24 protein-coding genes (1 of these 24 only partly in view) are annotated in these 22,553 nt (G+C 62.8%); 12 read left to right on the forward strand and 12 right to left on the reverse strand.

All coding sequences use genetic code 11. The annotated features are described in order from the left end of the window. Positions 1–1,702, reverse strand: the 5' portion of a protein-coding gene (locus tag ACYU03_RS16925; protein ID WP_461885787.1) for an aminopeptidase P family protein. It extends 107 nt beyond the left edge of the window; 1,702 of the gene's 1,809 nt are visible here — the first part of the coding sequence; its start codon is at positions 1,700–1,702; the stop codon falls past the left edge of the window. 214 nt (positions 1,703–1,916) lie between these two features. Here ACYU03_RS16925 and ACYU03_RS16930 point away from each other — a divergent pair, with 214 nt between their 5' ends. After that, entirely contained in the window at positions 1,917–3,026 is a 1,110-nt protein-coding gene (locus ACYU03_RS16930; protein ID WP_461885788.1) for a DUF3182 family protein, read from the forward strand. Next, positions 3,013–3,783 carry an alpha/beta hydrolase family protein gene (locus tag ACYU03_RS16935; RefSeq protein WP_461885789.1) on the forward strand — a complete coding sequence of 257 codons (771 nt, stop codon included), beginning with the start codon at positions 3,013–3,015 and terminating at the stop codon, positions 3,781–3,783. The genes ACYU03_RS16930 and ACYU03_RS16935 overlap by 14 nt, the downstream gene beginning before the upstream one ends. On the opposite strand, the gene ACYU03_RS16940 is transcribed toward ACYU03_RS16935, so the two are convergent. Beyond that, positions 3,762–4,142 carry an antibiotic biosynthesis monooxygenase gene (locus ACYU03_RS16940; protein WP_461885790.1) on the reverse strand — a complete coding sequence of 127 codons (381 nt, stop codon included), beginning with the start codon at positions 4,140–4,142 and terminating at the stop codon, positions 3,762–3,764. The two genes, ACYU03_RS16935 and ACYU03_RS16940, sit on opposite strands and share 22 nt — an antisense overlap. A gap of 86 nt (positions 4,143–4,228) precedes the next feature. Between ACYU03_RS16940 and soxR the strand changes: the two genes are divergently transcribed. Next, the gene (gene soxR / locus ACYU03_RS16945; RefSeq protein WP_461885791.1) at positions 4,229–4,699 is read left to right on the forward strand and encodes a redox-sensitive transcriptional activator SoxR; all 471 of its coding nucleotides are present in this window, start codon (positions 4,229–4,231) and stop codon (positions 4,697–4,699) included. Here the strand turns inward: soxR and ACYU03_RS16950 are convergent. Together ACYU03_RS16950 and ACYU03_RS16955 are read right to left on the reverse strand one after the other, a co-directional pair. Further along, positions 4,696–6,132: an FAD/NAD(P)-binding protein gene (locus ACYU03_RS16950; RefSeq protein WP_461885792.1), complete on the reverse strand. Its 1,437-nt coding sequence runs from the start codon at positions 6,130–6,132 to the stop codon at positions 4,696–4,698. The two genes, soxR and ACYU03_RS16950, sit on opposite strands and share 4 nt — an antisense overlap. Positions 6,133–6,211: 79 nt before the next feature. Next, positions 6,212–7,198 (reverse strand): GlxA family transcriptional regulator, encoded by a 987-nt coding sequence (locus ACYU03_RS16955; protein ID WP_461885793.1) that lies wholly within the window; start codon positions 7,196–7,198, stop codon positions 6,212–6,214. Between the two features lie 85 nt (positions 7,199–7,283). Between ACYU03_RS16955 and ACYU03_RS16960 the strand changes: the two genes are divergently transcribed. Continuing rightward, the gene (locus ACYU03_RS16960; protein WP_461885794.1) at positions 7,284–7,835 is read left to right on the forward strand and encodes a cysteine hydrolase family protein; all 552 of its coding nucleotides are present in this window, start codon (positions 7,284–7,286) and stop codon (positions 7,833–7,835) included. A 13-nt stretch (positions 7,836–7,848) separates the two neighbouring features. On the opposite strand, the gene ACYU03_RS16965 is transcribed toward ACYU03_RS16960, so the two are convergent. Continuing rightward, positions 7,849–8,412: a helix-turn-helix domain-containing protein gene (locus tag ACYU03_RS16965; RefSeq protein ID WP_461885795.1), complete on the reverse strand. Its 564-nt coding sequence runs from the start codon at positions 8,410–8,412 to the stop codon at positions 7,849–7,851. A gap of 84 nt (positions 8,413–8,496) precedes the next feature. On the opposite strand from ACYU03_RS16965, the gene ACYU03_RS16970 reads away from it, so the two are divergent. From ACYU03_RS16970 to ACYU03_RS17000, 7 genes are all read left to right on the forward strand, one after another. Beyond that, on the forward strand, positions 8,497–9,447 hold the full coding sequence (locus tag ACYU03_RS16970; protein ID WP_461885796.1) for a DMT family transporter: 951 nt from the start codon (positions 8,497–8,499) through the stop codon (positions 9,445–9,447). A gap of 150 nt (positions 9,448–9,597) precedes the next feature. Continuing rightward, the gene (locus ACYU03_RS16975) at positions 9,598–12,510 is read left to right on the forward strand and encodes a monovalent cation/H+ antiporter subunit A (RefSeq protein ID WP_461885797.1); all 2,913 of its coding nucleotides are present in this window, start codon (positions 9,598–9,600) and stop codon (positions 12,508–12,510) included. Then, complete coding sequence (locus ACYU03_RS16980) at positions 12,510–12,854, forward strand: Na+/H+ antiporter subunit C (RefSeq protein ID WP_461885798.1); 345 nt, start codon at positions 12,510–12,512, stop codon at positions 12,852–12,854. The genes ACYU03_RS16975 and ACYU03_RS16980 overlap by 1 nt, the downstream gene beginning before the upstream one ends. Then, positions 12,851–14,530 (forward strand): monovalent cation/H+ antiporter subunit D, encoded by a 1,680-nt coding sequence (locus ACYU03_RS16985; protein ID WP_461885799.1) that lies wholly within the window; start codon positions 12,851–12,853, stop codon positions 14,528–14,530. The genes ACYU03_RS16980 and ACYU03_RS16985 overlap by 4 nt, the downstream gene beginning before the upstream one ends. Next, entirely contained in the window at positions 14,527–15,015 is a 489-nt protein-coding gene (locus tag ACYU03_RS16990; RefSeq protein WP_461885800.1) for a Na+/H+ antiporter subunit E, read from the forward strand. Before ACYU03_RS16985 ends, ACYU03_RS16990 begins: the two co-directional genes overlap by 4 nt. Then, positions 15,012–15,290 carry a K+/H+ antiporter subunit F gene (locus tag ACYU03_RS16995; protein ID WP_461885801.1) on the forward strand — a complete coding sequence of 93 codons (279 nt, stop codon included), beginning with the start codon at positions 15,012–15,014 and terminating at the stop codon, positions 15,288–15,290. The genes ACYU03_RS16990 and ACYU03_RS16995 overlap by 4 nt, the downstream gene beginning before the upstream one ends. Continuing rightward, positions 15,287–15,652, forward strand: coding sequence for a Na+/H+ antiporter subunit G (locus ACYU03_RS17000; protein WP_461885802.1), 366 nt, complete (start codon positions 15,287–15,289; stop codon positions 15,650–15,652). The genes ACYU03_RS16995 and ACYU03_RS17000 overlap by 4 nt, the downstream gene beginning before the upstream one ends. 52 nt (positions 15,653–15,704) lie before the next feature. Here the strand turns inward: ACYU03_RS17000 and ACYU03_RS17005 are convergent, their stop codons facing one another. Together ACYU03_RS17005 and ACYU03_RS17010 are read right to left on the reverse strand one after the other, a co-directional pair. Continuing rightward, positions 15,705–15,911, reverse strand: coding sequence for a hypothetical protein (locus ACYU03_RS17005; RefSeq protein ID WP_461885803.1), 207 nt, complete (start codon positions 15,909–15,911; stop codon positions 15,705–15,707). Further along, positions 15,908–16,378, reverse strand: a complete 471-nt coding sequence (locus ACYU03_RS17010; protein ID WP_461885804.1) for a hypothetical protein — start codon at positions 16,376–16,378, stop codon at positions 15,908–15,910. Before ACYU03_RS17010 ends, ACYU03_RS17005 begins: the two co-directional genes overlap by 4 nt. Before the next feature lie 318 nt (positions 16,379–16,696). Here ACYU03_RS17010 and ACYU03_RS17015 point away from each other — a divergent pair, with 318 nt between their 5' ends. Next, a complete protein-coding gene (locus ACYU03_RS17015; RefSeq protein ID WP_461885805.1) occupies positions 16,697–16,909 on the forward strand; it encodes a hypothetical protein in 213 nt (70 codons plus the stop codon). Between the two features lie 4 nt (positions 16,910–16,913). Here the strand turns inward: ACYU03_RS17015 and ACYU03_RS17020 are convergent, their stop codons facing one another. The 5 genes from ACYU03_RS17020 to ercA all read right to left on the reverse strand — a co-directional run bounded on the left by ACYU03_RS17020 (position 16,914) and on the right by ercA (position 22,517). Continuing rightward, complete coding sequence (locus ACYU03_RS17020; RefSeq protein WP_461885806.1) at positions 16,914–17,129, reverse strand: hypothetical protein; 216 nt, start codon at positions 17,127–17,129, stop codon at positions 16,914–16,916. Positions 17,130–17,244: 115 nt separating this feature from the next. After that, the gene (locus ACYU03_RS17025) at positions 17,245–18,849 is read right to left on the reverse strand and encodes a methyl-accepting chemotaxis protein (RefSeq protein WP_461885807.1); all 1,605 of its coding nucleotides are present in this window, start codon (positions 18,847–18,849) and stop codon (positions 17,245–17,247) included. Between the two features lie 166 nt (positions 18,850–19,015). Further along, entirely contained in the window at positions 19,016–19,420 is a 405-nt protein-coding gene (locus ACYU03_RS17030) for a TraR/DksA family transcriptional regulator (RefSeq protein ID WP_461885808.1), read from the reverse strand. 285 nt (positions 19,421–19,705) lie between these two features. After that, on the reverse strand, positions 19,706–21,370 hold the full coding sequence (locus ACYU03_RS17035; protein WP_461885809.1) for a PAS domain-containing hybrid sensor histidine kinase/response regulator: 1,665 nt from the start codon (positions 21,368–21,370) through the stop codon (positions 19,706–19,708). Then, positions 21,354–22,517 carry an alcohol dehydrogenase-like regulatory protein ErcA gene (gene ercA / locus ACYU03_RS17040; RefSeq protein ID WP_461885810.1) on the reverse strand — a complete coding sequence of 388 codons (1,164 nt, stop codon included), beginning with the start codon at positions 22,515–22,517 and terminating at the stop codon, positions 21,354–21,356. Before ercA ends, ACYU03_RS17035 begins: the two co-directional genes overlap by 17 nt. Positions 22,518–22,553: the final 36 nt, after the last annotated feature.

Below are 22,553 nucleotides of genomic sequence, written 5' to 3' on the forward strand. Positions count from 1 at the left end.
CCTCCTGGCTCAGTAGCTCCGGCAGCAGGCAACGGGTATCGATCGGGCAAAGCGTAAGCGTCTCGAACGCGAGGAAATCCCCAAAGGCGCTGTGCCCCGCTTCGCGGTTGACGACCAGGTTCTCGATCCGCACACCCCACAGCCCGGGACGATAGGTTCCCGGCTCGATCGAAGTGATCATTCCAGCCTGCATGGCGGTCTGTGGCGTAGTAGCGGCCTGATAGGCGATGACTTGCGGCCCCTCGTGCACATTCATGAAGTAACCGACCCCGTGCCCGGTACCGTGCCCGTAGTCGACCTGGTCCGCCCAGATCGGCGCTCGTGCGATCGCATCGAGCAAGGGCGAGAAGATACCCCGCGGAAAGCGGGCCCGCGACAGGGCGATCACACCCTTTAGTACCCTCGTGCAATCCTGCTTCTGCGCAAGGCTTGGCGTTCCCACCGGCACCATCCGGGTAATATCGGTGGTACCACCCAGATACTGGCCGCCGGAGTCGATCAGCAACAGGCCATCGCCCTCGATCCGGGCATGAGCCTGTTCAGTGGCTCGGTAATGCGGCATGGCACCATTGGCATTGAAGGCTGCAATGGTCGAGAAACTGAGCGACACGAATCCGGGACGCCGGGCCCGAGCAGCGCTCAACTGCTCGTCTACGGTCAGTTCGGTGATAACCTCCCGCCCCTGACGCGCTTCGAACCAGGCGAAAAACTCACACAAGGCTGCTCCATCCTGCTCCATGACCTGGCGGATGTGCACCAAATCCTCTTCGCTCTTGCGCGATTTGCTCAGGGTGGTGGGATTGAGCCCTTCGACCAGTTGCACCTGCTCGCCTAGGTTATCCAGCAGACCGCAGGTGACCCGCGCTGGATCGACCAGCAGGCGGCTGCCCGCCGGGATAGCCGCCAGCGCCTGGCCGATCTCGGCGTAGTCGCGCAACTGAATGCCATCAAGTGCCAGCACCTGGCGCAAATGATCATCGACCTTGTTCAGGGCAACGAACAGCGTCGCCTGCTCCTGACTGATCAAGGCGAAGGACACGAACACCGGATTGTAGGAAACATCACTCCCGCGCAGGTTGAAGAGCCAGGCAATATCGTCGAGCGTGGCAATGAAGTGCCAATCGACCCCCTTGCTCTGCAAAGTCCGGCGCAGGTCGGCCAGCTTCTCGGCGCGACAGACCGTCGCCTCCGGCGGCAGGTGTTGGTAGACCGGATTGTCCGGCAGCGCCGGACGCCCTTCCCATACCTGAGCGAGCAGGTCCAAGTGGGTCAGCAACCGCACACCACGTGCTTTCAAACGCTCGCCCAACTGACGAGCCGCCGCCAGGGCCATGACCGCGCCATCCACCGCGACTGCGCCCTGCTCGACCACGTGCTCGGCCAGCCAGTCCAGCGGACCGGGTTGCCCTCGCAGCAGTTTCATCAACTGGATGCCACTGCCAGACAGTTCATTCTCGGCCTGCTCCCAATAACGGCTATCCGCCCAAAGGCCAGCGAACCCGGCGGTCACCACCAAGGTACCCACCGAGCCATGGAAACCGGAAAGCCATTGGCGCCCCTGCCAGTAACCCGGCAGGTACTCGGACAGGTGCGGATCGGCCGAAGGCACCAGCAAGGCGTCGACTCCCTCCCTGACCATGACCTCGCGCACGCGCACCAGACGCGACGGCACGGTTCCCTGTGTTAAAGATTGACTGTTCATGCGAACTCCTGCTGGCACGCCATTGATTGTGACTAGCCGCAGATAATGGAGCAGGTGTCAGCACCCGGCAACCACCGGCAGGGCCGCGCCCAACACAGCACATCGATTGCCGGAACTGCGGGCCTCTCCGGGCGCCATCTATCCATCCCACTGAACTTCCCGCCGCCACTGACTTCACAACCTGTACATTCTTTTTGCGGACAAGCGCCCGACCATGCCTCGCTCATCCGACCAGAAAGCCGCTGTGGTGTTGCTCGATAGCCGCGAACAGACACCGGACCATGATCATGCAACCCATCTCAAGCTTGCCGACTGCCTGGCCCGGTTGCTGGGCACCACACGAGCCGAGCTCGATCATTCGCCCACCACCAGCGATAACTTCTACTACCTGCCGACAGAAACGCTGATCGACCCTGCGCGCTACCGCCCCATGGGTATCGTCAGCGAACAGGATTTGTTCGGCGGGCTGGTCAGCCATCCCTACATGGCAACCAAGGCCATTTCCCACCCGCTACCCGCCAATGCCTGCTTCCCCCCCGGCTGGACCGATGCGTTCGCCCGCCAGGCGAGCGACGCCCTGCTGCGCGGTTACACAGTGTTCAGTAAGGCCGATGCTCGCCGCGCTGCCGAATTGCTGCTGCAGCTCGGCCCACTGCGGATCAAGCCAGTACTCGCCTGCGCCGGTCGCGGACAACAGGTCATCGAGGAGCAGGCCGAACTGGAGTCGCTGCTCGCAAATATGGACGACCAGGCACTCGGCCTCTGGGGCCTTGTACTGGAGGAAGATCTCAGCGAGGTGGAAACCTTCAGCGTAGGCCAAGTGCGGGTCGCCGGGCTGATGTGCAGTTACTACGGGACCCAGCAACTGACCCGCGACCATCAGGGCGAACAGGTCTATGGCGGCTCCGATCTGGTGGTGGTGCGTGGCGGCTACCAAGCCTTGCTGCAGCTCCCGCTGGAGGATCACCAGCGCCTGGCAATCATCCAGGCCATGGCTTACGAACAGGCGGCGGAGCAGCACTTCCCCGGCTTTATCGCGTCGCGGCGCAACTATGACATTGCCCGCGGCCTCGACCAGGGCCAGCACCTGCGCAGTGGCGTGCTCGAACAGTCCTGGCGCCTGGGCGGTGCCAGCAGTGCCGAGCTCCTGGCCTTGCAGGCCTTTGCCGACAACCCGGCGCTGGCTCGGGTACGCGCCTCCAGTCATGAAGTCTTCGGCACGCCAACCCTGCCCGCCGACGCCATACTCTTTTATCAGGGACAAGACAGTGAACTCGGACAACTCAGCAAATATGCACGGATTCGCGACTATGACCATCCATAGCGAAACGGTGGAACTCAAGGTCGAAGGCGACAGCATCGCCGGCACCCTGGTCAGCCCCGGCAGCAAGATGCCGGGCATTCTCTTCGTCCACGGTTGGGGTGGCAGCCAGCAGCGCGACTTGGCCCGTGCCAGACAGATCACCGGGCTCGGTTGCGTGTGCATGACCTTTGACCTGCGCGGCCACGAGAAAACCGCCAGCCAGCGCCTGAGTGTGACTCGCGAACAGAACCTGAGCGACCTGCTCGCCGCCTATGATCGGCTGGTCAGCCACCCGGCGGTGGACAGCAGCGCCATCGCCTTGATCGGCAGCAGTTACGGCGGCTACCTGGCCACCTTGCTCACTACCTTACGGCCAGTGAAATGGCTGGCCTTGCGAGTCCCGGCGCTGTATTGGGACGATGAGTGGCAGGTCCCCAAGCAGGCCCTGGACCGGGAGCGCTTGTCGGCCTACCGCCAGCGCATTCTCGGCCCCGGCGACAACCGAGCCTTGGCGGCCTGCGTAGACTTCCGCGGCGACGTCCTGCTGGTGGAGTCCGAGCAGGATGACTATGTGCCGCACAACACACTGATGAGCTATCGCTCAGCGTTCATCAATGCCCATTCGCTCACGCACCGGATCGTCGATGGTGCCGACCATGCCCTGTCCAGCGAAGAGAACCAGAAGGCCTACAGCTCGATACTCGGCGCCTGGATCAGCGAAATGGTCATAGGTGCGCGCCTCGACCGTTATCCGCACTACGCCCCTTGGTACGCTTGACCCCCACCAACCTGGCAATGCAGGCCGCCATCGATCCCACGCACCAAGCTACGCACAGTCTGGTAAGCAGAGAAGTTCACGCCCCGGGCCTGATGCCGGCGTAACAGATCGAGGAAGGGCTCCTCCATGAAACGCTCGGCCGCGGCCACCCATTCGCGACGTGACTGCCATTGCAGGTATTGCAACACACGGCAACCATCATCACTGGCCTGGACACTGACACCCAGCAAGCCCTCGCAGTGCTCGGCCACTTGCTCACTGCGCAGCACCAGCGCGTCGGCGAGCGCCTGCTGATGGCCGGGAAGTACTTCATATTCGATCATCTGGGTGAACCACAGGGAACCAACAGTAGCCTTCATGGGCATTCTCCTTGCGCCTGGGACTTGCGATGGGACGGTCAGCAGGGTAAAACCTCGAGTTAACTCGAGGTCAAGAGGTGAATGCCATGTCCGAGCAAAAACCCACGTCCCAGGCCAAGCTCCTGAGCGTCGGGCAGTTGGCTGCACGCAGCGGCGTTGCCGTCACTGCGCTGCACTTCTATGAAAGCAAGGGCTTGATATACAGCACGCGCAACGCCGGCAACCAGCGCCGCTATGACAGGGCAATGCTGCGTCGGGTCGCGGTGATCAAGATGGCCCAGCGCCTGGGGATTGCGTTGGCGGATATCGCCGTGGCCTTGAGCACCCTGCCGAAAGACCACCCCCCAACAGCCGAAGATTGGCAACACCTGTCCGCCCAATGGCGCGACAACCTGACCCAGCGTATCGACGAGCTGTTGATGCTGCGCGACCAGTTGGATGGCTGCATCGGGTGTGGCTGCCTATCGCTGAAGGAGTGCCCGCTGCGCAACTACCACGACCGCTTGGGCGACCAGGGGCCAGGCCCCCACCCGCCCGAGCCGCCAGCACATCTCTAGTGACGGTCTGGCACCGCCTCCTCGGCCAAGGCCACCAGGCGCAGGGCCAGAGCCTTGGCCTGCAGCGCGACATCGGTGACCGCCGTGCTTTCCCACCAAAGGCCGCGCAACGGCGGCCCCAGAGCGAACAGATCCTCACCGACACACCCTTGCCCATCGATCAGCGCCCCACCGGCATCCGCGGCGATGCCCAGGGCCAGCGGGCCAGGACGGATCAGTTGCCGCGCCAACAGGTTACGCGGCAAGGGATGGTCGACCCGACGCCAGTCATATTCGATCCCCGTCGAGTTGATCAGCGCACAACCTGTGCGACGTATTTGCCCGTCCTCACCACGCAGGCGCAGGCGAATCTCCGGTCGGCCGAGAGGGCTGCAGCCCACCCCCAACAGCGTCGCGGCCCTCACCTGCAACCGACCTTCTGCCAGCAAGCGCTCGACCAACGCCGCGCCCTGGGGTGGCGAACGATGATGATGACTCTCCCACCAGGGCCGCAGATGACGGACGAACTGGCGACGATGACGGTCGCTGGCCTGGCTCCACAAGCGGGCGATATGGACCCTGACGGTGTCCAGAGGCGCCTGCCAGTCGATACCCATCGACTGCGCCTGACGGCACTGCTCGCGGAGCGCGCGACTTAACTGCAACGGGCTACGCAGGCTTGGGTCGGCAGCCAGGAAATCATCCCAGGCTGGCGGCTGACGACGTATATGAGGCAGCAAACCGTGCCTCGAAAATACTTCGATCAGGCCTCGGTGGCCGGCCTGTTGCAGGGACACCAGGGCATCGACCATAGTCAGGCCAGAGCCGATGATCAGCACGGTACCATCGGCTTCCAGGCGTTTCATACCCTCGACATCCCAAGGATCGACCGCCTGTGCGTTCAAGCCGTTGTCTGCCAAACGCGCGGTGTGTGCGGCTGTGAACATACCCGTGGCCAGGACCGCCCGCCGCGCGCGGCAGCAGCGCCCATCTGCCAGTTGCACCTGCACACCCTCCCCATCCACCTGCACATCAACGGCCTCGGCCTGCACATGCAGCAGCTCCGAGCCCTGTCCGGCCCCCAGGATTTCCGCCTCCGCCAGCCGTTGGCGCGCATAGCACCCGAACAGCCCTCGGGGCGGAAACAACTCGGCCACCGGCACGTGCTGCTCAGCCGACTCAGGCCAGCCACCCGCACCGATGTACTGCTCGAGCCAGTCGGTCAGGTCATTGGCATTATCCGGATCGACACTCATGCGTGCCGCATTGCCATTGAGGGTATGCCCCAGCTCCGTCGCACTGTAGGCCTCGCCCCGTCCCAGTTCGGCACGCGGCTCGATAATCAGCAAGCGACGCTGCCCAGGCTGGCGCAGCAGTTGGGCGGCCAGCATATTGCCGCTCAGACCACCGCCGATGATGAGGATGTCGGCATCGAGCCGATCTCGGCTACTCATGGGATTCTCCACAGGTTCGTGCTGTGGATCATAAGCGCAGCTGGCAGGACAATGCAGCCGGTCGGTACCAAAGGAGGAGTCAGTCGGCGACCACGGCAAAGCGTCGCCGATAATCGCTCGGGGCCAGGCCGGTGACCTTGTGGAACACCTTGCGGAATGCGCCTGGGTCCTGGTAGCCGACACCCCAGGCAATCTGCTCGATGCTGCGCCGGGTGAACTCCAGCAGGCGGCACGCACGCCCGACACGCACCTGCTGGCAGTACTCGGTCGGTCGCAACCCGGTGGCAGCGCGAAAACGGCGCAGGAAGGTCCGCTCTTCAAGCCCGGCACAGACAGCCATCGCGGTCAGGCTCGCCTCCCGCGCTCCACTCCCCTGCAGCCAGTGTTGCACCCTGAGCACCGCTTCGTCGCCGTGGTCCAGACGCGGGCTGAAAACAGTACCCGGCAAAGGCGTCGCGACCGGTTTCACCGCCATGAAGCGCGCGGTTTCACGCGCCAGAGTCTGTCCCAGAAAGCGCTCAATGAGGCGCAACCCCAACTCGGTCCAGGCCATGAGGCCGGCGGAGGTCATGATGTCTCCATCGTCGAGCAGTGGCAGGTTGGTCTCCACCTCCACCCTAGGAAAACGATCAGCCAGGGACTGGACGTAGTTCCAGTGACTGGTCGCTGCGCGGCCATCGAGCAAGCCGCTGGCCGCGATGAAGAAAACGCCGATGCAGACCGAGGCCAGCACCGTGCCCTGGCGATGCCACTGGCGCAGCGCGTTACGGTAGCGCTTGAGCAGTTCGGGGTCAGGGACAGCGCTCAAGCTTGGAGGAATGATCAGGGCGCGCACGTCATGGGCCGCCAGCGGATAAGTGTCATAAGCCACCTGCAGTTGACCATCTTCTCCGGCCTGCCAATGAGTGATGCGTAACAACGGCAACGCCTGTGCCCCCAGCTCCAGCACCAGACGGTTGGCCACGGTAAACAGGTCGGTCAAGCCATCCACGGCTGCGCTCTGCGCACCGGGGTATATCAGCAGGCCGATTTCCAGGCTTTCACGTGTGTCAGTTTTTCCCGCCATTTTGTCGGTCGCGCCAATCCACAAGGAGGACGCCCAAGCCTATAACTATCGCTACGAACCGACCACTGCCAAAGGAGCATCCACCATGAGCAAACCCGCTCTGATCCTGATCGACATCCAGAATGACTACTTCCCTGGCGGCAAATGGCCCCTCGACGGCGCCGACATCGCTGCTGATAACGCCGCCCGCCTGCTGGCCGCCGCTCGCGAACGCGGTGATCTGGTGGTGCATGTGCGTCATGAATTCGAGAGCGCCGACGCCCCCTTCTTCACACCGGGCTCCCCTGGCGCACGCATTCACGACAAGGTGGCGCCTGCCGAGGGCGAGCCCGTGGTGCTCAAGCACAAGGTCAATATGTTCCAAGGCACCGGGCTCAAAGCGCTGCTGGAAGAGCATGGGGTGAAGGACTTGACCATCGTCGGCAGCATGAGCCACATGTGCGTCGACGCAGGCACCCGTGCTGCGGTGGACTTTGGCTACAACGTGACCGTGGCCCACGATGCCTGCGCGACCCTGCCGCTGACATTCGAAGGGGTGGAGGTACCGGCGGCGCAAGCGCAGGCCGCAGCCATGGCGGCGCTGGCCTTTGCCTATGCGCAGGTGGAGAGCACCGAGGCCTGCCTACTCAACTACTGAGCGCCCCCGAAGCTCAGATCACCACATTGCGGACGAAGCGCGTGGCCACCGTACCGTCATTGCGGTAGGCATGCCGGCAGTTGCTGGCGAACGCGAAGAATTCGCCAGCCTGCAAACGGTGCTCGCGCTCTTCGATCAGCAAAGTGAGGCAACCTTCGAATACATAGACCTGCTCGCTCCAACCGTCGGCATCGACGTCGCTGGGGTAGTGCTCACCGGGCTCCAGGCGCCACTCCCAGAGTTCGACCTCACGGCTGGCAGGACAACTGGCGAGCAACACGGCCTTGCTGCCGGGATGCTCGCCAGCCCAAGCCAGCTCGTTGATGCGGCTGGGGTCGCGCTGGTCCGGAGCCTGGATCAGGTAACTGAAAGCGACTCCCAGGGCTTCGGCAATCAGGTCCAGGGTCGTCAGGCTGACATTCTTTTCGCCAGCCTCTATCGCCACCAACATGCGCCGGCTGACCCCAGAGCGCTCTGCCAAGGCGCTCTGGCTCAGGCCAGCAGCATTGCGCAAGCGGCGGATGTTCTGACTGACATGTTGCAGCACCGATGCACGGTGGCCGGAATCTTTGTGCACTATATTGCTCACTGGTAGGGGTTGCGCAGTATACTGCCCACTTTGCGGCCAATTGTGCGTCGCCCCCTCCGAGTGTGCAAGACCATGACCCGAAGCGATACCACAGAACGCTCTTCCGTTTCCTTTCGGTTGAGCAAGGCCGAACTGGTGCTGGTGTTCATCACCATGCTCTGGGGCGGTACCTTTCTGCTGGTGCACAACGTCATGACCGTCAGCGGGCCGATGTTCTTCGTCGGCCTGCGTTTTGCCGCCGCAACGCTGTTCGTCGGCCTAGTATCGGCACGCGCCTTGTCGGGGCTGACCGCCACCGAGCTCAAGGCCGGTCTGTTGATCGGCGTCTCCATCATGCTGGGCTACGGTTTACAGACAATGGGCCTGCAGACCATCAGCAGCAGCCAGTCGGCCTTCATCACCGCATTGTATGTGCCTTTCGTGCCACTGCTGCAGTGGGTGATCCTGGGACGCCGTCCAGGTCTGATGCCAAGCCTGGGCATCGTCCTGGCCTTCGTCGGCCTGATGCTCCTGGCTGGCCCGCAAGGCGGCTCGCTGCAATTCAGCGAGGGCGAGCTCGTCACATTGCTCAGTGCCGTGGCCATTGCCGGCGAAATCATCCTGATCAGCCGCTACGCCGGCAAGGTCGATGTGCGCCGGGTGACCGTGGTGCAATTGGCCACCGCTTCGGCATTGTCCTTCCTCATGATCGTGCCAACTCAGGAGCGCCTGCCGGACTTTTCCTGGCTGCTGGTGCTCAGCGCCCTCGGGCTTGGCGCCATGAGCGCGGTGATCCAGATGGCGATGAACTGGGCACAGAAGTCAGTGTCTCCTACCCGTGCCACCTTGATCTACGCCGGCGAACCGGTCTGGGCTGGCATCGTCGGACGCCTTGCCGGCGACCGCCTGCCGGGCGTGGCCCTGATCGGCGGCCTGCTGATCGTGATCGCCGTAGTGGTCAGCGAACTGAAGTTCAAACGCCCGAGAGAAGAGCGGCAGACGCTAGAGGAACATGGGGGTCGCGAACGCGAACCTGGCCTGTGAAGTCGCGATTAATGACTATCCTTTGAAAAAAACTGTTATAAAAAAACAGCTTGTCACTCCACATTTGTAGGATTCTGCGACAGCTTCCGTGTTGGTGATCAACCGTACGCCACGTATGATCCTTGGCAAACTTCTGCAGATTAGAACTCTATGTCATTGATAGTGCTATTGCTTCTGCCGTTCATCGGCAGTTGCCTGGCGGCTGTCCTGCCGCACAACGCACGTAACACCGAGTCGTTGCTGGCCGGTCTCGTGGCCCTGGTTGGCACCGTTCAGGTGGCGCTGCTGTACCCACAAGTCGCCCACGGCGGCGTCATTCGCGAAGAATTCCTCTGGTTGCCCAGCCTCGGGCTGAACCTGGTCCTGCGCATGGATGGCTTCGCCTGGCTGTTTTCCCTGCTGGTCCTGGGCATCGGCACTCTGGTGTCGCTGTATGCGCGCTACTACATGTCGCCGCAAGACCCAGTGCCGCGCTTCTTCGCGTTCTTCCTGGCCTTCATGGGTGCCATGCTCGGCCTGGTGATTTCCGGCAACCTGATCCAGATCGTGTTCTTCTGGGAACTGACCAGCCTCTTCTCCTTCCTGCTGATCGGCTACTGGCATCACCGCAGCGATGCCCGTCGTGGCGCCTACATGGCACTGATGGTCACTGGCGCCGGAGGCTTGTGCCTGCTGGTGGGGGCGCTGCTGCTCGGCCATGTGGTCGGCAGCTATGACCTGGACAAGGTCCTGGCTGCCGGCGAACAGATTCGCCAACATGCCCTCTACCCCGTCCTACTGCCCCTTATCCTGATCGGCGCCCTGAGCAAGAGCGCGCAGTTTCCCTTCCAGTTCTGGCTGCCCCATGCCATGGCGGCGCCTACTCCAGTCTCGGCTTACCTGCACTCGGCGACCATGGTCAAGGCCGGAGTGTTCCTGCTGGCGCGGCTCTGGCCGGTGCTCTCCGGCACCGAGGAATGGTTCTGGATCGTCGGCGGCGCCGGTGCCTGCACCTTGCTGCTGGGCGCCTTCGCCGCCATGTTCCAGAACGACCTCAAGGGCCTGCTGGCCTATTCGACCATCAGCCACCTGGGCCTGATCACACTGCTGCTGGGCCTGAACAGCCCCCTGGCCGCAGTGGCCGCCGTGTTCCACATCCTCAACCACGCCACCTTCAAGGCCTCGCTGTTCATGGCCGCGGGGATCATCGACCATGAAAGCGGTACCCGCGACATCCGGCGCCTGAGCGGCCTGTTCCGCTTGGTGCCCTTTACCGCGACCCTGGCCATGGTGGCCAGTGCGTCGATGGCCGGCGTGCCACTGATGAACGGTTTCCTGTCCAAGGAGATGTTCTTCGCCGAGACCGTGTTCATTACCTCCAGCACCTGGGTCGAGGCGACACTGCCGGTGATCGCCACCCTGGCCGCTACGTTCAGCGTGGCCTATGCGCTGCGCTTCACGGTCGATGTCTTCTTCGGCCCGACCGCCCAGGACCTGCCACACGTCCCGCACGAGCCACCGCGCTGGATGCGCGCCCCGGTCGAACTACTGGTATTGACCTGCCTGGTGGTCGGTATCTTCCCGGCCCAGTCGGTCGGCCCCCTGCTAGCCGCGGCGGCGCTGCCGGTAGTCGGCGGCACCCTGCCGGAATACAGCCTGGCCATCTGGCACGGCTGGAACGCACCGCTGATCATGAGCCTGATCGCCATGTGCGGTGGCATCGTGCTCTACCTGCTGTTGCGCAAACAACTGCGGCTCGGGCGCTTCCCCTATCCGCCACTGATCGAACGTTTCAATGGCAAGCGCCTGTTCGAGCGTGGCCAGGTGCACCTGATGCGTCTGGCCCGAGGCATCGAGCAATTGCTGACCACCCGACGCCTGCAGAAGCAACTGTTCATGCTCGTCCTCGCGGCCTTCCTAGCCGGGCTGATGCCCTTGCTGTACAGCGGCTTGACCTGGGGCGACCGACCGAAGATTCCAGGGTCAGGCGTGTTCGTCGCGCTCTGGTTGATCGCCATTGCCTGTGCCATTGGTGCTGCCTGGCAAGCCAAGTACCACCGCCTGGCGGCGTTGATCATGGTCAGTGTCTGCGGCCTGATGACCTGTATCACCTTCGTCTGGTTCTCGGCGCCCGACCTGGCCCTGACCCAACTCGTGGTCGAAGTGGTCACCACCGTGCTGATCCTACTCGGCCTGCGCTGGCTGCCAAGGCGGATCGAGGGTGTCTCGTCACTGCCGGGCAGCCAGGACCGAGCACGCCTGCGTCGCTTGCGCGACCTGTTGCTGGCGGTACTGGTCGGTGGCGGCATGGCCTTGATGTCCTACGCCATGCTGACCCGGCCGACCCCCAACGACATCTCCTCCTTCTACCTGAGCCGGGCCCTACCCGAGGGCGGTGGCACCAACGTGGTCAACGTCATGCTGGTGGACTTCCGTGGCTTCGATACCTTGGGCGAGATCACCGTACTGGTGGCCGTTGCCCTGACCGTATTCGCCCTGCTGCGCCGCTTCCGTCCACCCAAGGAAAGCATGCAGTTGCCAGCCCAGCAGCGTCAGTTGGCACCGGACGTGGTCACCGACCTGATCAATCCGCGACACGCCCCCGACACCGCCTTGGGCTTCATGATGGTGCCCGCCGTCCTGGTGCGCCTGCTGCTGCCGATCGCCCTGCTGGTGTCCATGTACCTGTTCATGCGTGGGCACAATCAGCCAGGCGGCGGGTTCGTCGCCGGCCTGGTCATGTCGGTCGCCTTCATCCTCCAGTTCATGGTGGCCGGCACCCAGTGGGTCGAGGCACAGATGAGCCTGCGTCCCCTGCGTTGGATGGGAACCGGGCTGCTCTGCGCCACCCTGACCGGGATCGGCGCCATGGTCCTGGGCTATCCGTTCCTGACCACGCACACCGCGCACCTGCATCTGCCGCTGCTGGGTGACATCCATGTGGCCAGCGCGCTGTTCTTCGACATCGGCGTGTTCACCGTGGTGGTTGGTGCGACCTTGCTGATCCTCACCGCCCTGGCGCATCAGTCAGTGCGCGCCCGCCCGGCCGCCCACCCGAAACCCAGCCAAGCAGGAGCCGCCTGATGGAAGAAGTCATTGCAATCGCCATCGGCGTCCTGGCCGCCTCGGGGGTCTGGCTGATCCTGCGCCCACGTACCTACCAGGTGATCATGGGCCTGTGCCTGCTCTCCTACGGCGTCAACCTGTTCATCTTCAGCATGGGCAGCCTGTTCATCGGCAAGGAGCCGATCATCAAGGACGGCGTGCCCCAAGACCTGCTCAACTACACCGACCCACTGCCCCAGGCCTTGGTTCTGACCGCCATCGTCATCAGCTTCGCCATGACCGCATTGTTCCTGGTGGTGCTGCTGGCCTCGCGCGGCCTGACCGGCACCGACCACGTCGATGGCCGGGAGCGTGACGAATGAACCTGATGAACCAATTGATCGTCGCCCCCATCCTTCTGCCCCTGCTGACGGCAGCACTGATGCTGGTGCTGGGCGAAAAGCGCCGCCCGCTCAAAAGCCGCCTGAACCTGCTGTCCAGCCTGCTGGGCCTGGGTGTAGCCATTAGCCTGTTGCTGTGGGTGCGCAACCAGGGCCAGGCCGAATCGATCGGTGTCTACCTGCCGGGCAACTGGCCGGCTCCGTTCGGCATCGTGCTGGTTGTGGACCACCTTTCGGCACTGCTGCTGACACTGACGGGTATCATCGGTGTCAGCGCCCTGATCTTCGCCAGAGCCCGTTGGGACGGCGCCGGGGCCAGCTTCCATGCGCTGTTCCAGTTGCAACTGATGGGGCTGTATGGGGCCTTTCTGACGGCTGACCTATTCAACCTGTTCGTCTTCTTCGAGGTATTGCTGGCAGCATCCTATGGCCTGCTGCTGCATGGTTCCGGGCGCGCACGGGTCAAGGCCGGCCTGCACTATATCGCCATCAACCTGTTCGCTTCGTCCCTGTTCCTAGTCGGCGCCGCCATGCTCTATGGCGTGACCGGCACCTTGAACATGGCAGACCTGGCCTTGAAGATCCCGCTGGTACCAGAGGCCGATCGCGGCCTGCTGCATGCCGGAGCGGCGATACTGGCCATGGCGTTCCTGGTCAAAGCGGGCATCTGGCCGCTCAACTTCTGGCTTGTGCCGGCCTATGCGTCGGCGAGCGCGCCGGTGGCCGCACTCTTCGCCATCATGACCAAGGTTGGCCTGTATGCTGTCTTGCGCCTGTGGACCTTGCTGTTTTCCGGGCAAGCCGGGGCCTCGGCTTTCTTCGGCGGCCAATGGCTAATCTACGGAGGCCTGGCCACCCTGGCTATCGCGGCCGTGTCCATACTCGCCGCGCAGCGCTTGGAGCGCATGGCTGCCCTGAGCATCCTGATGTCCGCCGGGACCCTGCTGGCAGCGATCGGTTTCGGCCAGCCGGCCCTGACCGGTGGCGCCCTGTTCTACCTGGTGAGCTCCACCCTGGCCCTATGCGCGCTGTTCCTGCTCGCCGAACTGATCGAACGCTCTCGTTCAGCCAATGAGGCGCCGCTGGATGACGAAGGTGACGGCATGCCGTCCCCGCTGGAGTCCCTGCATCCGCCCAAGGGCATCAACCTGGACGACGAGCAGAAGGCCGTGATCGGACAGATCATCCCTTGGACCATGGCGTTCCTTGGCTTGAGCTTCATCGCCTGCGCCCTGTTGATCATTGGCATGCCGCCGCTGTCAGGCTTCATCGGCAAGCTGAGCCTGATCAGCGCGCTGTTCAACCCGCAGGGGCTGGGCGTAACGCCCGAACAACCCCTGTCGACGGAAGGCTGGGGCCTGGTGGCGTTGCTGATCCTGTCCGGCATGGCCTCGCTGATCGCGCTTGGCCGGGTTGGCATCCAGCGCTTCTGGAAGCCCCAGGAGCGCCCCTCCCCCCTGCTGCGCCGCTACGAGTGCCTGCCGATCGTCATCCTGCTCGGCCTGTGCATCATCCTCAGCCTCAAAGCCGAGCCATTGCTGCGCTACACCCAGGACACCGCTGCCAGCCTGCAGGCGCCCGACGCCTACATCAAAGCAGTCATGGGCACCCGACCCATCCCTGGCCCCACCACTCTCAACGCACAGGTGCAGCCATGAGCCGACTCTTCCCTGCCCCGCTGCTGTCTCTGTCGCTGTTCGTCCTGTGGCTGGTGTTGAACCTGTCCGTGAGCCCAGGCGACCTCCTGCTCGCGGCGATACTGGCCGTGCTCACGCCGGTGCTGATGGCCCCCTTGCGGCCACAGGTCGCACACATCCGCCGCCCCGGCACCATCATCCGTCTAATCCTCAAGGTCGGCGCCGATGTGGTGGTGTCCAATCTGCAAGTCGCTCGCGGGATCCTGAGCGCCCGACGATATCCGCCACGTCCGCACTTCGTGCACATCCCCCTGGAACTACGCGATGCCCACGGCCTGGCGGCCCTGTCGATGATCACCACGGTGATCCCCGGCACCATCTGGTCGGAGCTGGCTCTGGACCGCAGTGTCCTGCTGCTGCATGTGTTCGATCTGGAGGATGAAGCCTCCTTCATCGAGCACTTCAAGCAGACCTATGAACATCCGCTGATGGAGATCTTCGAATGACTGGCCTGCTCGCCAATGCCATACTCGCCAGCCTGTTCATCTTCGCCCTCGCCATGGCCCTGGCGCTGGTCAGGCTGTTTCGCGGCCCTTCGGCCCAGGACCGGGTCCTGGCCCTGGACTACTTGTACATCCTGGCCATGCTGATGATGCTGGTACTGGGCATTCGGTACGCCAGCGACACCTATTTCGAAGGTGCCCTGCTGATCGCCCTGTTCGGCTTCGTCGGCTCCTTTGCACTGGCCAAGTTCCTCCTGCGCGGCGAGGTGATCGAATGAACCCAACCATCCAACTGCCCTTCTGGCTGGAGCTGGTGACGGCCGCACTGCTGCTGACCAGCAGCGTGTTCGCCCTGATCGGGGCCCTGGGCCTGGTACGCCTGAAAGATTTCTTCCAGCGCATGCACCCGCCCGCACTGGCATCGACCATCGGTGCCTGGTGCGTTTCCCTGGCCTCGATCCTGTATTTTTCCGTACTCAAGGAAGGGCCGGTGCTGCATGCCTGGCTGATTCCCATCCTGCTGTCGATCACCGTGCCGGTCACGACCTTGCTGCTGGCCAGGGCTGCGCTGTTTCGCAAACGTGTATCCGGCGATGACGTACCCGAGGAAGTGAGCAGCGGCCATCACCGCGGAAATTGAACAATCGCGGGACAGGCCCCATCATCATGGGGGCCTGTCCCGCGATCGCTCGTCATTCCTGGCTCAAGCGCTGCAACTCTCGCCGAACCATCGCCGCGTACTCGGGCGGTGTGAGCTGGTAAAGCTGGCCAGCGACCCAGTCAAGCCAAGCCCCTTGCATCTGTGCTCGCTGCGCCAACAGTTGCTCGGCCACGGCCTGGGCCTGGTGGTGGCGGTGGAACTCGGCCCGCCCGCCAGGCGCATCGCCCTCGGCGCTCATTCGCTGGCCTTGAAGGTGGTCAATTCACCCTTGCGCCATTTGGCCACCTTGCCTGTGACGGCCTTGAGCACCTTGCCCAGACCCTCCTGCAACTGCTGGTGAGCCGCGAACACCAGCATCACGCCTTGGCCTTCACGAAACACGATGCCGTCACCTTCCGGGGCCGAGACAAACGCATAATCGCCCACGCCATATACGTTGAGCTTGATATCACGAAAACGGATCTCCAGCTTGCCGCCCTCTCGGCTGGGTAGCACCGCGGCGCGGAAGTGGTCGCCCACTTTCAACTCGAGACGCTGCTTGTCATCGACCACCAAAGCACTTTCGGTGTCGATCTCGGCCATGTACAGGCCTTCTGCATTCTGCTCGGTGACATAGACGAAACGCCCTTGAAACTGCTTGACCAACTTGGCCCGCAGATCGCCCAGGGCAAACAGGGCATGGGTATCCAGAGTGCTGACTGCCAATGAAAAATTCCTCAAACCGATTACATCCCGCTATGGCGCGGACAGCATTGCTCCGCGAAGGCAACGGGCACTACAAAGTCAAAGTCTGAAAGACTAATAGGTACATCCACGACACGTCTGTGCAGATGAGTGAAGAAGTGCGCAGGAATCATCACACTATCTTGCAGGCCAAGGCCTCGCGACAGACTTTCGGCAGATTTCCGTCAAGGGAGCCGTAAAATCTGACATCAAAACTGCCAGAAAAAATGCGATAGATGAGGTCAGGCCCCTCGGCAGAACGGGCCCCGGTATTCATCTGCACATTACAAGGAAGCGAATATGCACGAAAACACCGAAATCCGTCGAGAGGCTAAGAACATTTCTTACCTCAATGGTAGAAGCAAAGGTAGGGACCAAAACAGGCCGCGCTATATCGTAGTCCCGGCAGGTATCAGCTTCTTCCACATCACCGATTGTGCCACAGGCCAGGTCAAGGGCTTCCGCCGCAGGCACAGCGACGCCTGCGCACTGGCCCGTACGCTCGAAAGCTGACCCATCATACGGCCTGACGCACTGCCTCAGGCCGTTTTGCCCCTTGCAATTGCTCAAGCCAGGCAACCTGGCATTCAACTGCTTCAGAGCGGCTGGCAAAGGCGGTGCCACGCCGCTCGCCATTGACCAACACCACCCAGCACACACGCTTGCCCATAGCTTGCAAGATAGCGGGAACACCACTCCCAATCATCACGGCCACATCGACTCGGCTATCCATCATCCCCTCCGGAATTTAATTAGCAACCTAACGATGTGCGCATGATACGCCCGCCCTTCCTCCGGAAAAAGCCATTGCTGGAACAGCTGTATTACACCCGCAGCAACAAACCCACTCAGGAGAGCGTTTGCTGAGGCCGGTAACCTAGGCGCAAGCCGCCCCAATGGCGACCGTGAATGAAGATCGGCACGGAAAGATCATGCATGAGCTCCCCGGTATCACGGGTGTAGGTCTGCAGCAGGACAGGCTGCTGATGACTGCCACACCGAATGCCGGTACGGTCATCGAACTTGCGCTTACTACGATTGTGCGCTGTATCCCAAGCTTCATCGCCTTTCAGCGGCTGGTTGAAAGCGGTGTTGTGCGTAGGCACATAGCCTTGCTGGGTACAGGCAATGGCATACACCAGCCCCTCATGCTGCTGCAACAACGGCTCTTGGATACCGGGCAACACCTGGTCGGTGTAAGGGTCGAAGCGTGTGCGGTAACGCAACGGAACGGTATTGGATATCTGCTGGTAGTGTCGGTCAAACAAATCGTCGAGGCTGATGCGCCCTTGGGCGATGTCCGCCTCGAACTGTGCGGTAATCTGTTGTGCGCCTTGACGCGCCAGGTCATAGACACGTTGGTGATAGTCATCCAGGCCGACCTCGGCCAAGCGCTCGCTGATGCTTTCGGCCTGCCCCTCCATCTGCACGGCTGCCTGGGCCAGACGGCGGGTCTGCTGGTCGCTGACCTCCAGGTCTCCTCGTACCCGCGCCACCGCCTGGAACAGGTTGTCGAGTTGCTCTTGGTTGGTTTGCGTACCGACGGCGATTTCGCCGATCTGCTGCTCTACCCGTGCAGCCAGGCCAGCGATCAGCGACAGTTGCTCGCCGGTGTGCTCGACCTGTTCGACGCCACTGCACAGGTCATCCGACAGCTCGCGAATCTGGCCAACCACTTGCGCCGTGCGCTGCTGGATATCAGCCACCATCTGGCCGACCTCCTCGGTGGCGCTGGCCGTGCGCCCTGCCAGTCCTCGGACCTCATCGGCCACCACGGCAAAGCCGCGGCCATGTTCCCCAGCCCTGGCGGCCTCGATAGCGGCATTGAGTGCCAGCAGGTTGGTCTGGCTGGCGATGGACTGGATGACCAGGGTGACACGAGCGATGTCCTCGCTGCGCTGGTGCAAGGCCTCGATCAGCTCACGACTGGCCGAAGCCCTGGCACTGAGCTGATGCATGCGCTCGATGGACTCAGCCAGCACCCCACGGCCTGCGGCGCTGTTGCCGTGGGCAGAGCGTGCCGCCTCCAGTGCCTGCTGGCTGAGCTGGGCCGTGGCGTGCTCAGTACCGATCATGACCTCGGCACTGCTGACGATCTGCTCGGCTGCGGCCAGTTGCGATTGCAACCGATCCGCCAGTTGTTGCACAGAGAACGCCACCGCGGCCGCGGACAGGGCGTTCTGGCTGGTGCTGCGGGCAAGGTCGCGGGCCAGCACCTGTGCCGGTGCCTTCTCGACCACCGACTCAACCGGCTTGCGCCGCCAAAGCGGCAGCCAGAGTACCAGCAGGGCCAGAGGCAGCGCCAAGTAGAAAGCCAACTGGGCGTAGGCCACAGCCGCCAGCACGACACACAGCGCCGTGCCCTGCAGTAATGCGATCATGCCGCTGAGCTTTGCAGGCGCTGTCGCGTCCCGGGAGATCTCGCTAATCGACAGAGATCCTTCTTGCATCATGTCGTGGCTCCATCCGGATTATCGTTATTGTGGCGACATTAAACGCCACTATAACGCCACTATCCATACTTCCTTGGATGTAAGCCGGCAAACCTTGATGCAAGACAAGAAATGCATGAGGCCCCGTGGACCTTATCCACGGGGCCTCATCAATCACCCTTGCCGGTCAGACCTGGCGCTGGTGCCTGTCGAGCTGTTCGTGGCGTTCCTGGGCCTCGATGCAGTACTTGGTGGTCGGGCTGATCAGCAGGCGCTGCAGGCCGATCGGCTCGCCGCTGTCGTCACACCAGCCAAAGCTTTCGTCAGCGATCCGGCCCAGGGCCATCTCCAACTGCGGCAGCAAGCGCTGGTCGCGCTCAATGGCGTTGACCAGCCAGTGGCGCTCCTCCTCGACGGAGGCAGCGTCAGCCGGGTCGGCCGGGCTGTCCAGGCTCTCGATGGTCATGCGGCTCTGCTCGATGCGCTCCTGAGTCTCGACTTTCATCGACTGCAGCAACTCGGTGAAGAACGCCAGTTGCTCGGCGTTCATGTAGTCATCGGCCGGCATGGCCAGCAACTTTTCCTTGGTCATCGATTTCTCTATGAAAAAATTCGTGCATTTAGGCGAATCAGATGCCACCGGCGACAGCTCGCCGGCAACGGAATTCTTCAAGCACCATCCGGCGCTCTATTTACAGGGGGCGGCAGTCTAAGGTGCCGCGTCGCAGCGGGCAACAGAAATGACAGGGCAATTGACTGAAACGGCCTGAATTCCGCTTATCGGCTATACCGAGACGGGCCGATACCTTCCTGATACGCAGCTTTGTCAGTGATTTATCCGGGAAGTTCTTACTATGGGCTAACAAACACCGTTCTGTCAGCCCAGCAGTTGACTCAGCACCGCCCGCAACTTGCCTGGTTTGACCGGTTTGTTCAGCAAGGGCGCCTTGAGCCGCTGCATGGCCCGACGGCTCTGCTCGCTGCGGTCGGCGGTGATCATCACCGCCGGGATCGCGCAAGCGAAATGCGCCCGCAAGTCGCGCACCACATGGCAACCGGTCAGGCCATCGTCCAGGTGGAAGTCCGCCAGCACCAGTTCCGGCGGTCGGCCCTGCAGCACCGCCAGGGCATCTTCCAGATCGCTGGCGGTCAGCACCTCGCAGCCCCACTGGGTAAGCAACGAAGCCATGCTCTGGCGGATGCTCAGTTCATTGTCGAGCACCAGCAGACGCCGGCCCGGCAGCGGGTCGCCCACACTGGCCAGGGGCAACAACGGCACGGCTCGGGCGGGCTGCTCGGTGGACAGCGGCACATCGATGCTGAACACCGAACCCCGCCCCGGCCAGGAGCGCACCCGAATGCGGTAGTCGAGGATACGAGCGATGCGTTCGACGATCGCCAAACCCAGCCCCACACCCTTGCGGTCTGCAGCACGGCTGACTTCAATCTGGTTGAACTCGAGGAAGATCGAGGCCAAGCGGTCCTCGGCGATGCCCCGGCCCGTGTCCCAGACCTCGATGCGCAAGGTGCTTGCGCGCTGGCGCCAGCCAAGCAGTACCCGCCCATGTTCTGTATAGCGGCAGGCATTGCTCAGGAAATTGCGCAGGATCCGCGTCAGCAGGCGCAGGTCGGTGTACAACACGCGCTCGCCGCCACGGACACGCAGTCCAAGCCCCGCGGCCTCGGCTACCGGCTGGAATTCCGAACCCAGCGGCCGCAATACCTCGTCCAAACGATAAAGATCCAGGTCGGGCTTGATCGCGGCCTGGTCCAGGCGCGAGATGTCCAGCAGATCGGTCAACAGGTCCTCGGCACCTTCCAGGGCCTGGTGCGCTCGCTCCACCAGCACTTGCTCGGCCTCGGCTAGCGACCGCTCGCGCAGGGTCGAGATCAGCAGGCGCGCGGCATTGAGTGGCTGCAACAGATCATGGCTGGCGGCTGCCAGGTACTTGTCCTTGCTCAGATTGGCGGCCTGTGCCGCATCACGGGCCTCGATCAGCTCGTTGGTGCGTTCGGCAACCCGCTGCTCCAGTTCGTCATTGAGCTGCTGCAACCGCTCCTGTGCCTGCTTACGCTCGGTAATATCGGCAACGAAGCCTTCGACCACCCCCTCCTCATCCGGGCGCAACAACAGGTTCATCAGCACATCGATGCTGCTTCCGTCGCGCCTTCGCAGGCGGGTCTCGTACCCCAGCAGGGCACGCTCACGCTGCAGCACCTGGACGATCGCCAGCAGTTCGCCTGCCCCACCGACGAACAGTTGGCTGGCCAGGTCGCTGGGCGAGAACATTACCGCCAGGGTGTCCGGGTAGCCGAGCATGCGCGCCAAAGCCGGGTTGGCCGCCCGCATGCCTTCCTCCAGGCTGGCTTGGAAAATGCCATGCACCGCGTGCTCGAACAGCCACTTGTAGCGATTGCGCTCGGCCTCCAGCTCATCTAGGCGCGCAGCAAGCTCCGGGTAGTGGCTTTTGCGGACCGTGTGGTTGCTCAGCCCCAGCAAGCCCGCCAGGGCGTCGGCGCCTGGCTCAGAGGGCCTCGCCATAGACCACCTCGACATCGCGCTGGCTGGAACTGCGCGGATTGGTCAGGATGCACGGGTCGTCCATGGCATGGCGGGACAGGAAGGGAATGTCACTACAGCCGACACCATGCAGGCCCAACGTCTCGTGAAACCCCACGGCCTGCTTGAGAGCGATCAGATGCTCGACCAGGCGCCGACGCACCTGTTCATGGTTCAGGCCACGGCAGTCGATGCCCAGGGTCTGGGCGATGACTTTGAAGCGCTCCGGCGCAGCGCTGTAGTTGAAGGCCACCACATGTTCGACCAACACGGCGTTGCACAGGCCATGGGGCAGGTCAAGAAAACCGCCCAGGCTGTGGGACATAGCGTGCACGGCACCGAGGATGGCATTGGAGAACGCCAAGCCGGCCTGCATGCTGCCAAGCATGATCTTCTCGCGCAGGGCGATATCCTGCGGGTTGGCGATCATCTCCACCAAGTGCCCGTTGATCAGGCGCATGGCTTCGAGGGCATGGGGGTCGGTCAGCGGGCCGTGGCCAGTGGAGACGAAGGCCTCGATGGCATGCACCAACGCATCGATACCGGTGCAAGCGGACAGGAACGGATCCATGCTCAGGGTGGTTTCCGGGTCGATCAGCGACACATCCGGCACCACCGCCTTGCTGACGATGGAAAACTTCATGCGTTCCTGCTGGTTGGAGATGATCACGAACTGCGAGACATCCGCCGAAGTGCCGGCGGTGGTTGGAATCAGGATCAGTGGTGGGCTCGGCACGCGAATGGTGTCGACCCCTTCGAACTCGAGGATATGCCGGCCATGGGCGACCACAATACCGATGCCCTTGGCGCAATCCATGGGACTGCCCCCGCCGACGGCGACGATTACGTCACATTGCTCGCTGCGATAGCACTCGGCGCCCGCCATGACCTCCTCGACCCGGGGATTGGGCGAGACCTCGGTATACAGGCAGTAGTCGATGCCCTGGCCTTGCAGGCTGGCCTCTATGTCGGCCACCCAGCCAGCGGCGATCACACCGGGGTCACTGACCAGCAGCACCTTGCGCGCCCCGAAGGTCCGAGCGTAGTTGGCAACATGGTGCCTGCAACCGGCACCGAAGATGATTTCCGGGGAAACGAACTTGCGCAACTGACTCAGGTTGGGGCTCATTCAACGCCTATTCTTGTTGTTCTAGGAGTAAGAGCG

Source organism: Pseudomonas sp. X10 (assembly GCF_054889225.1).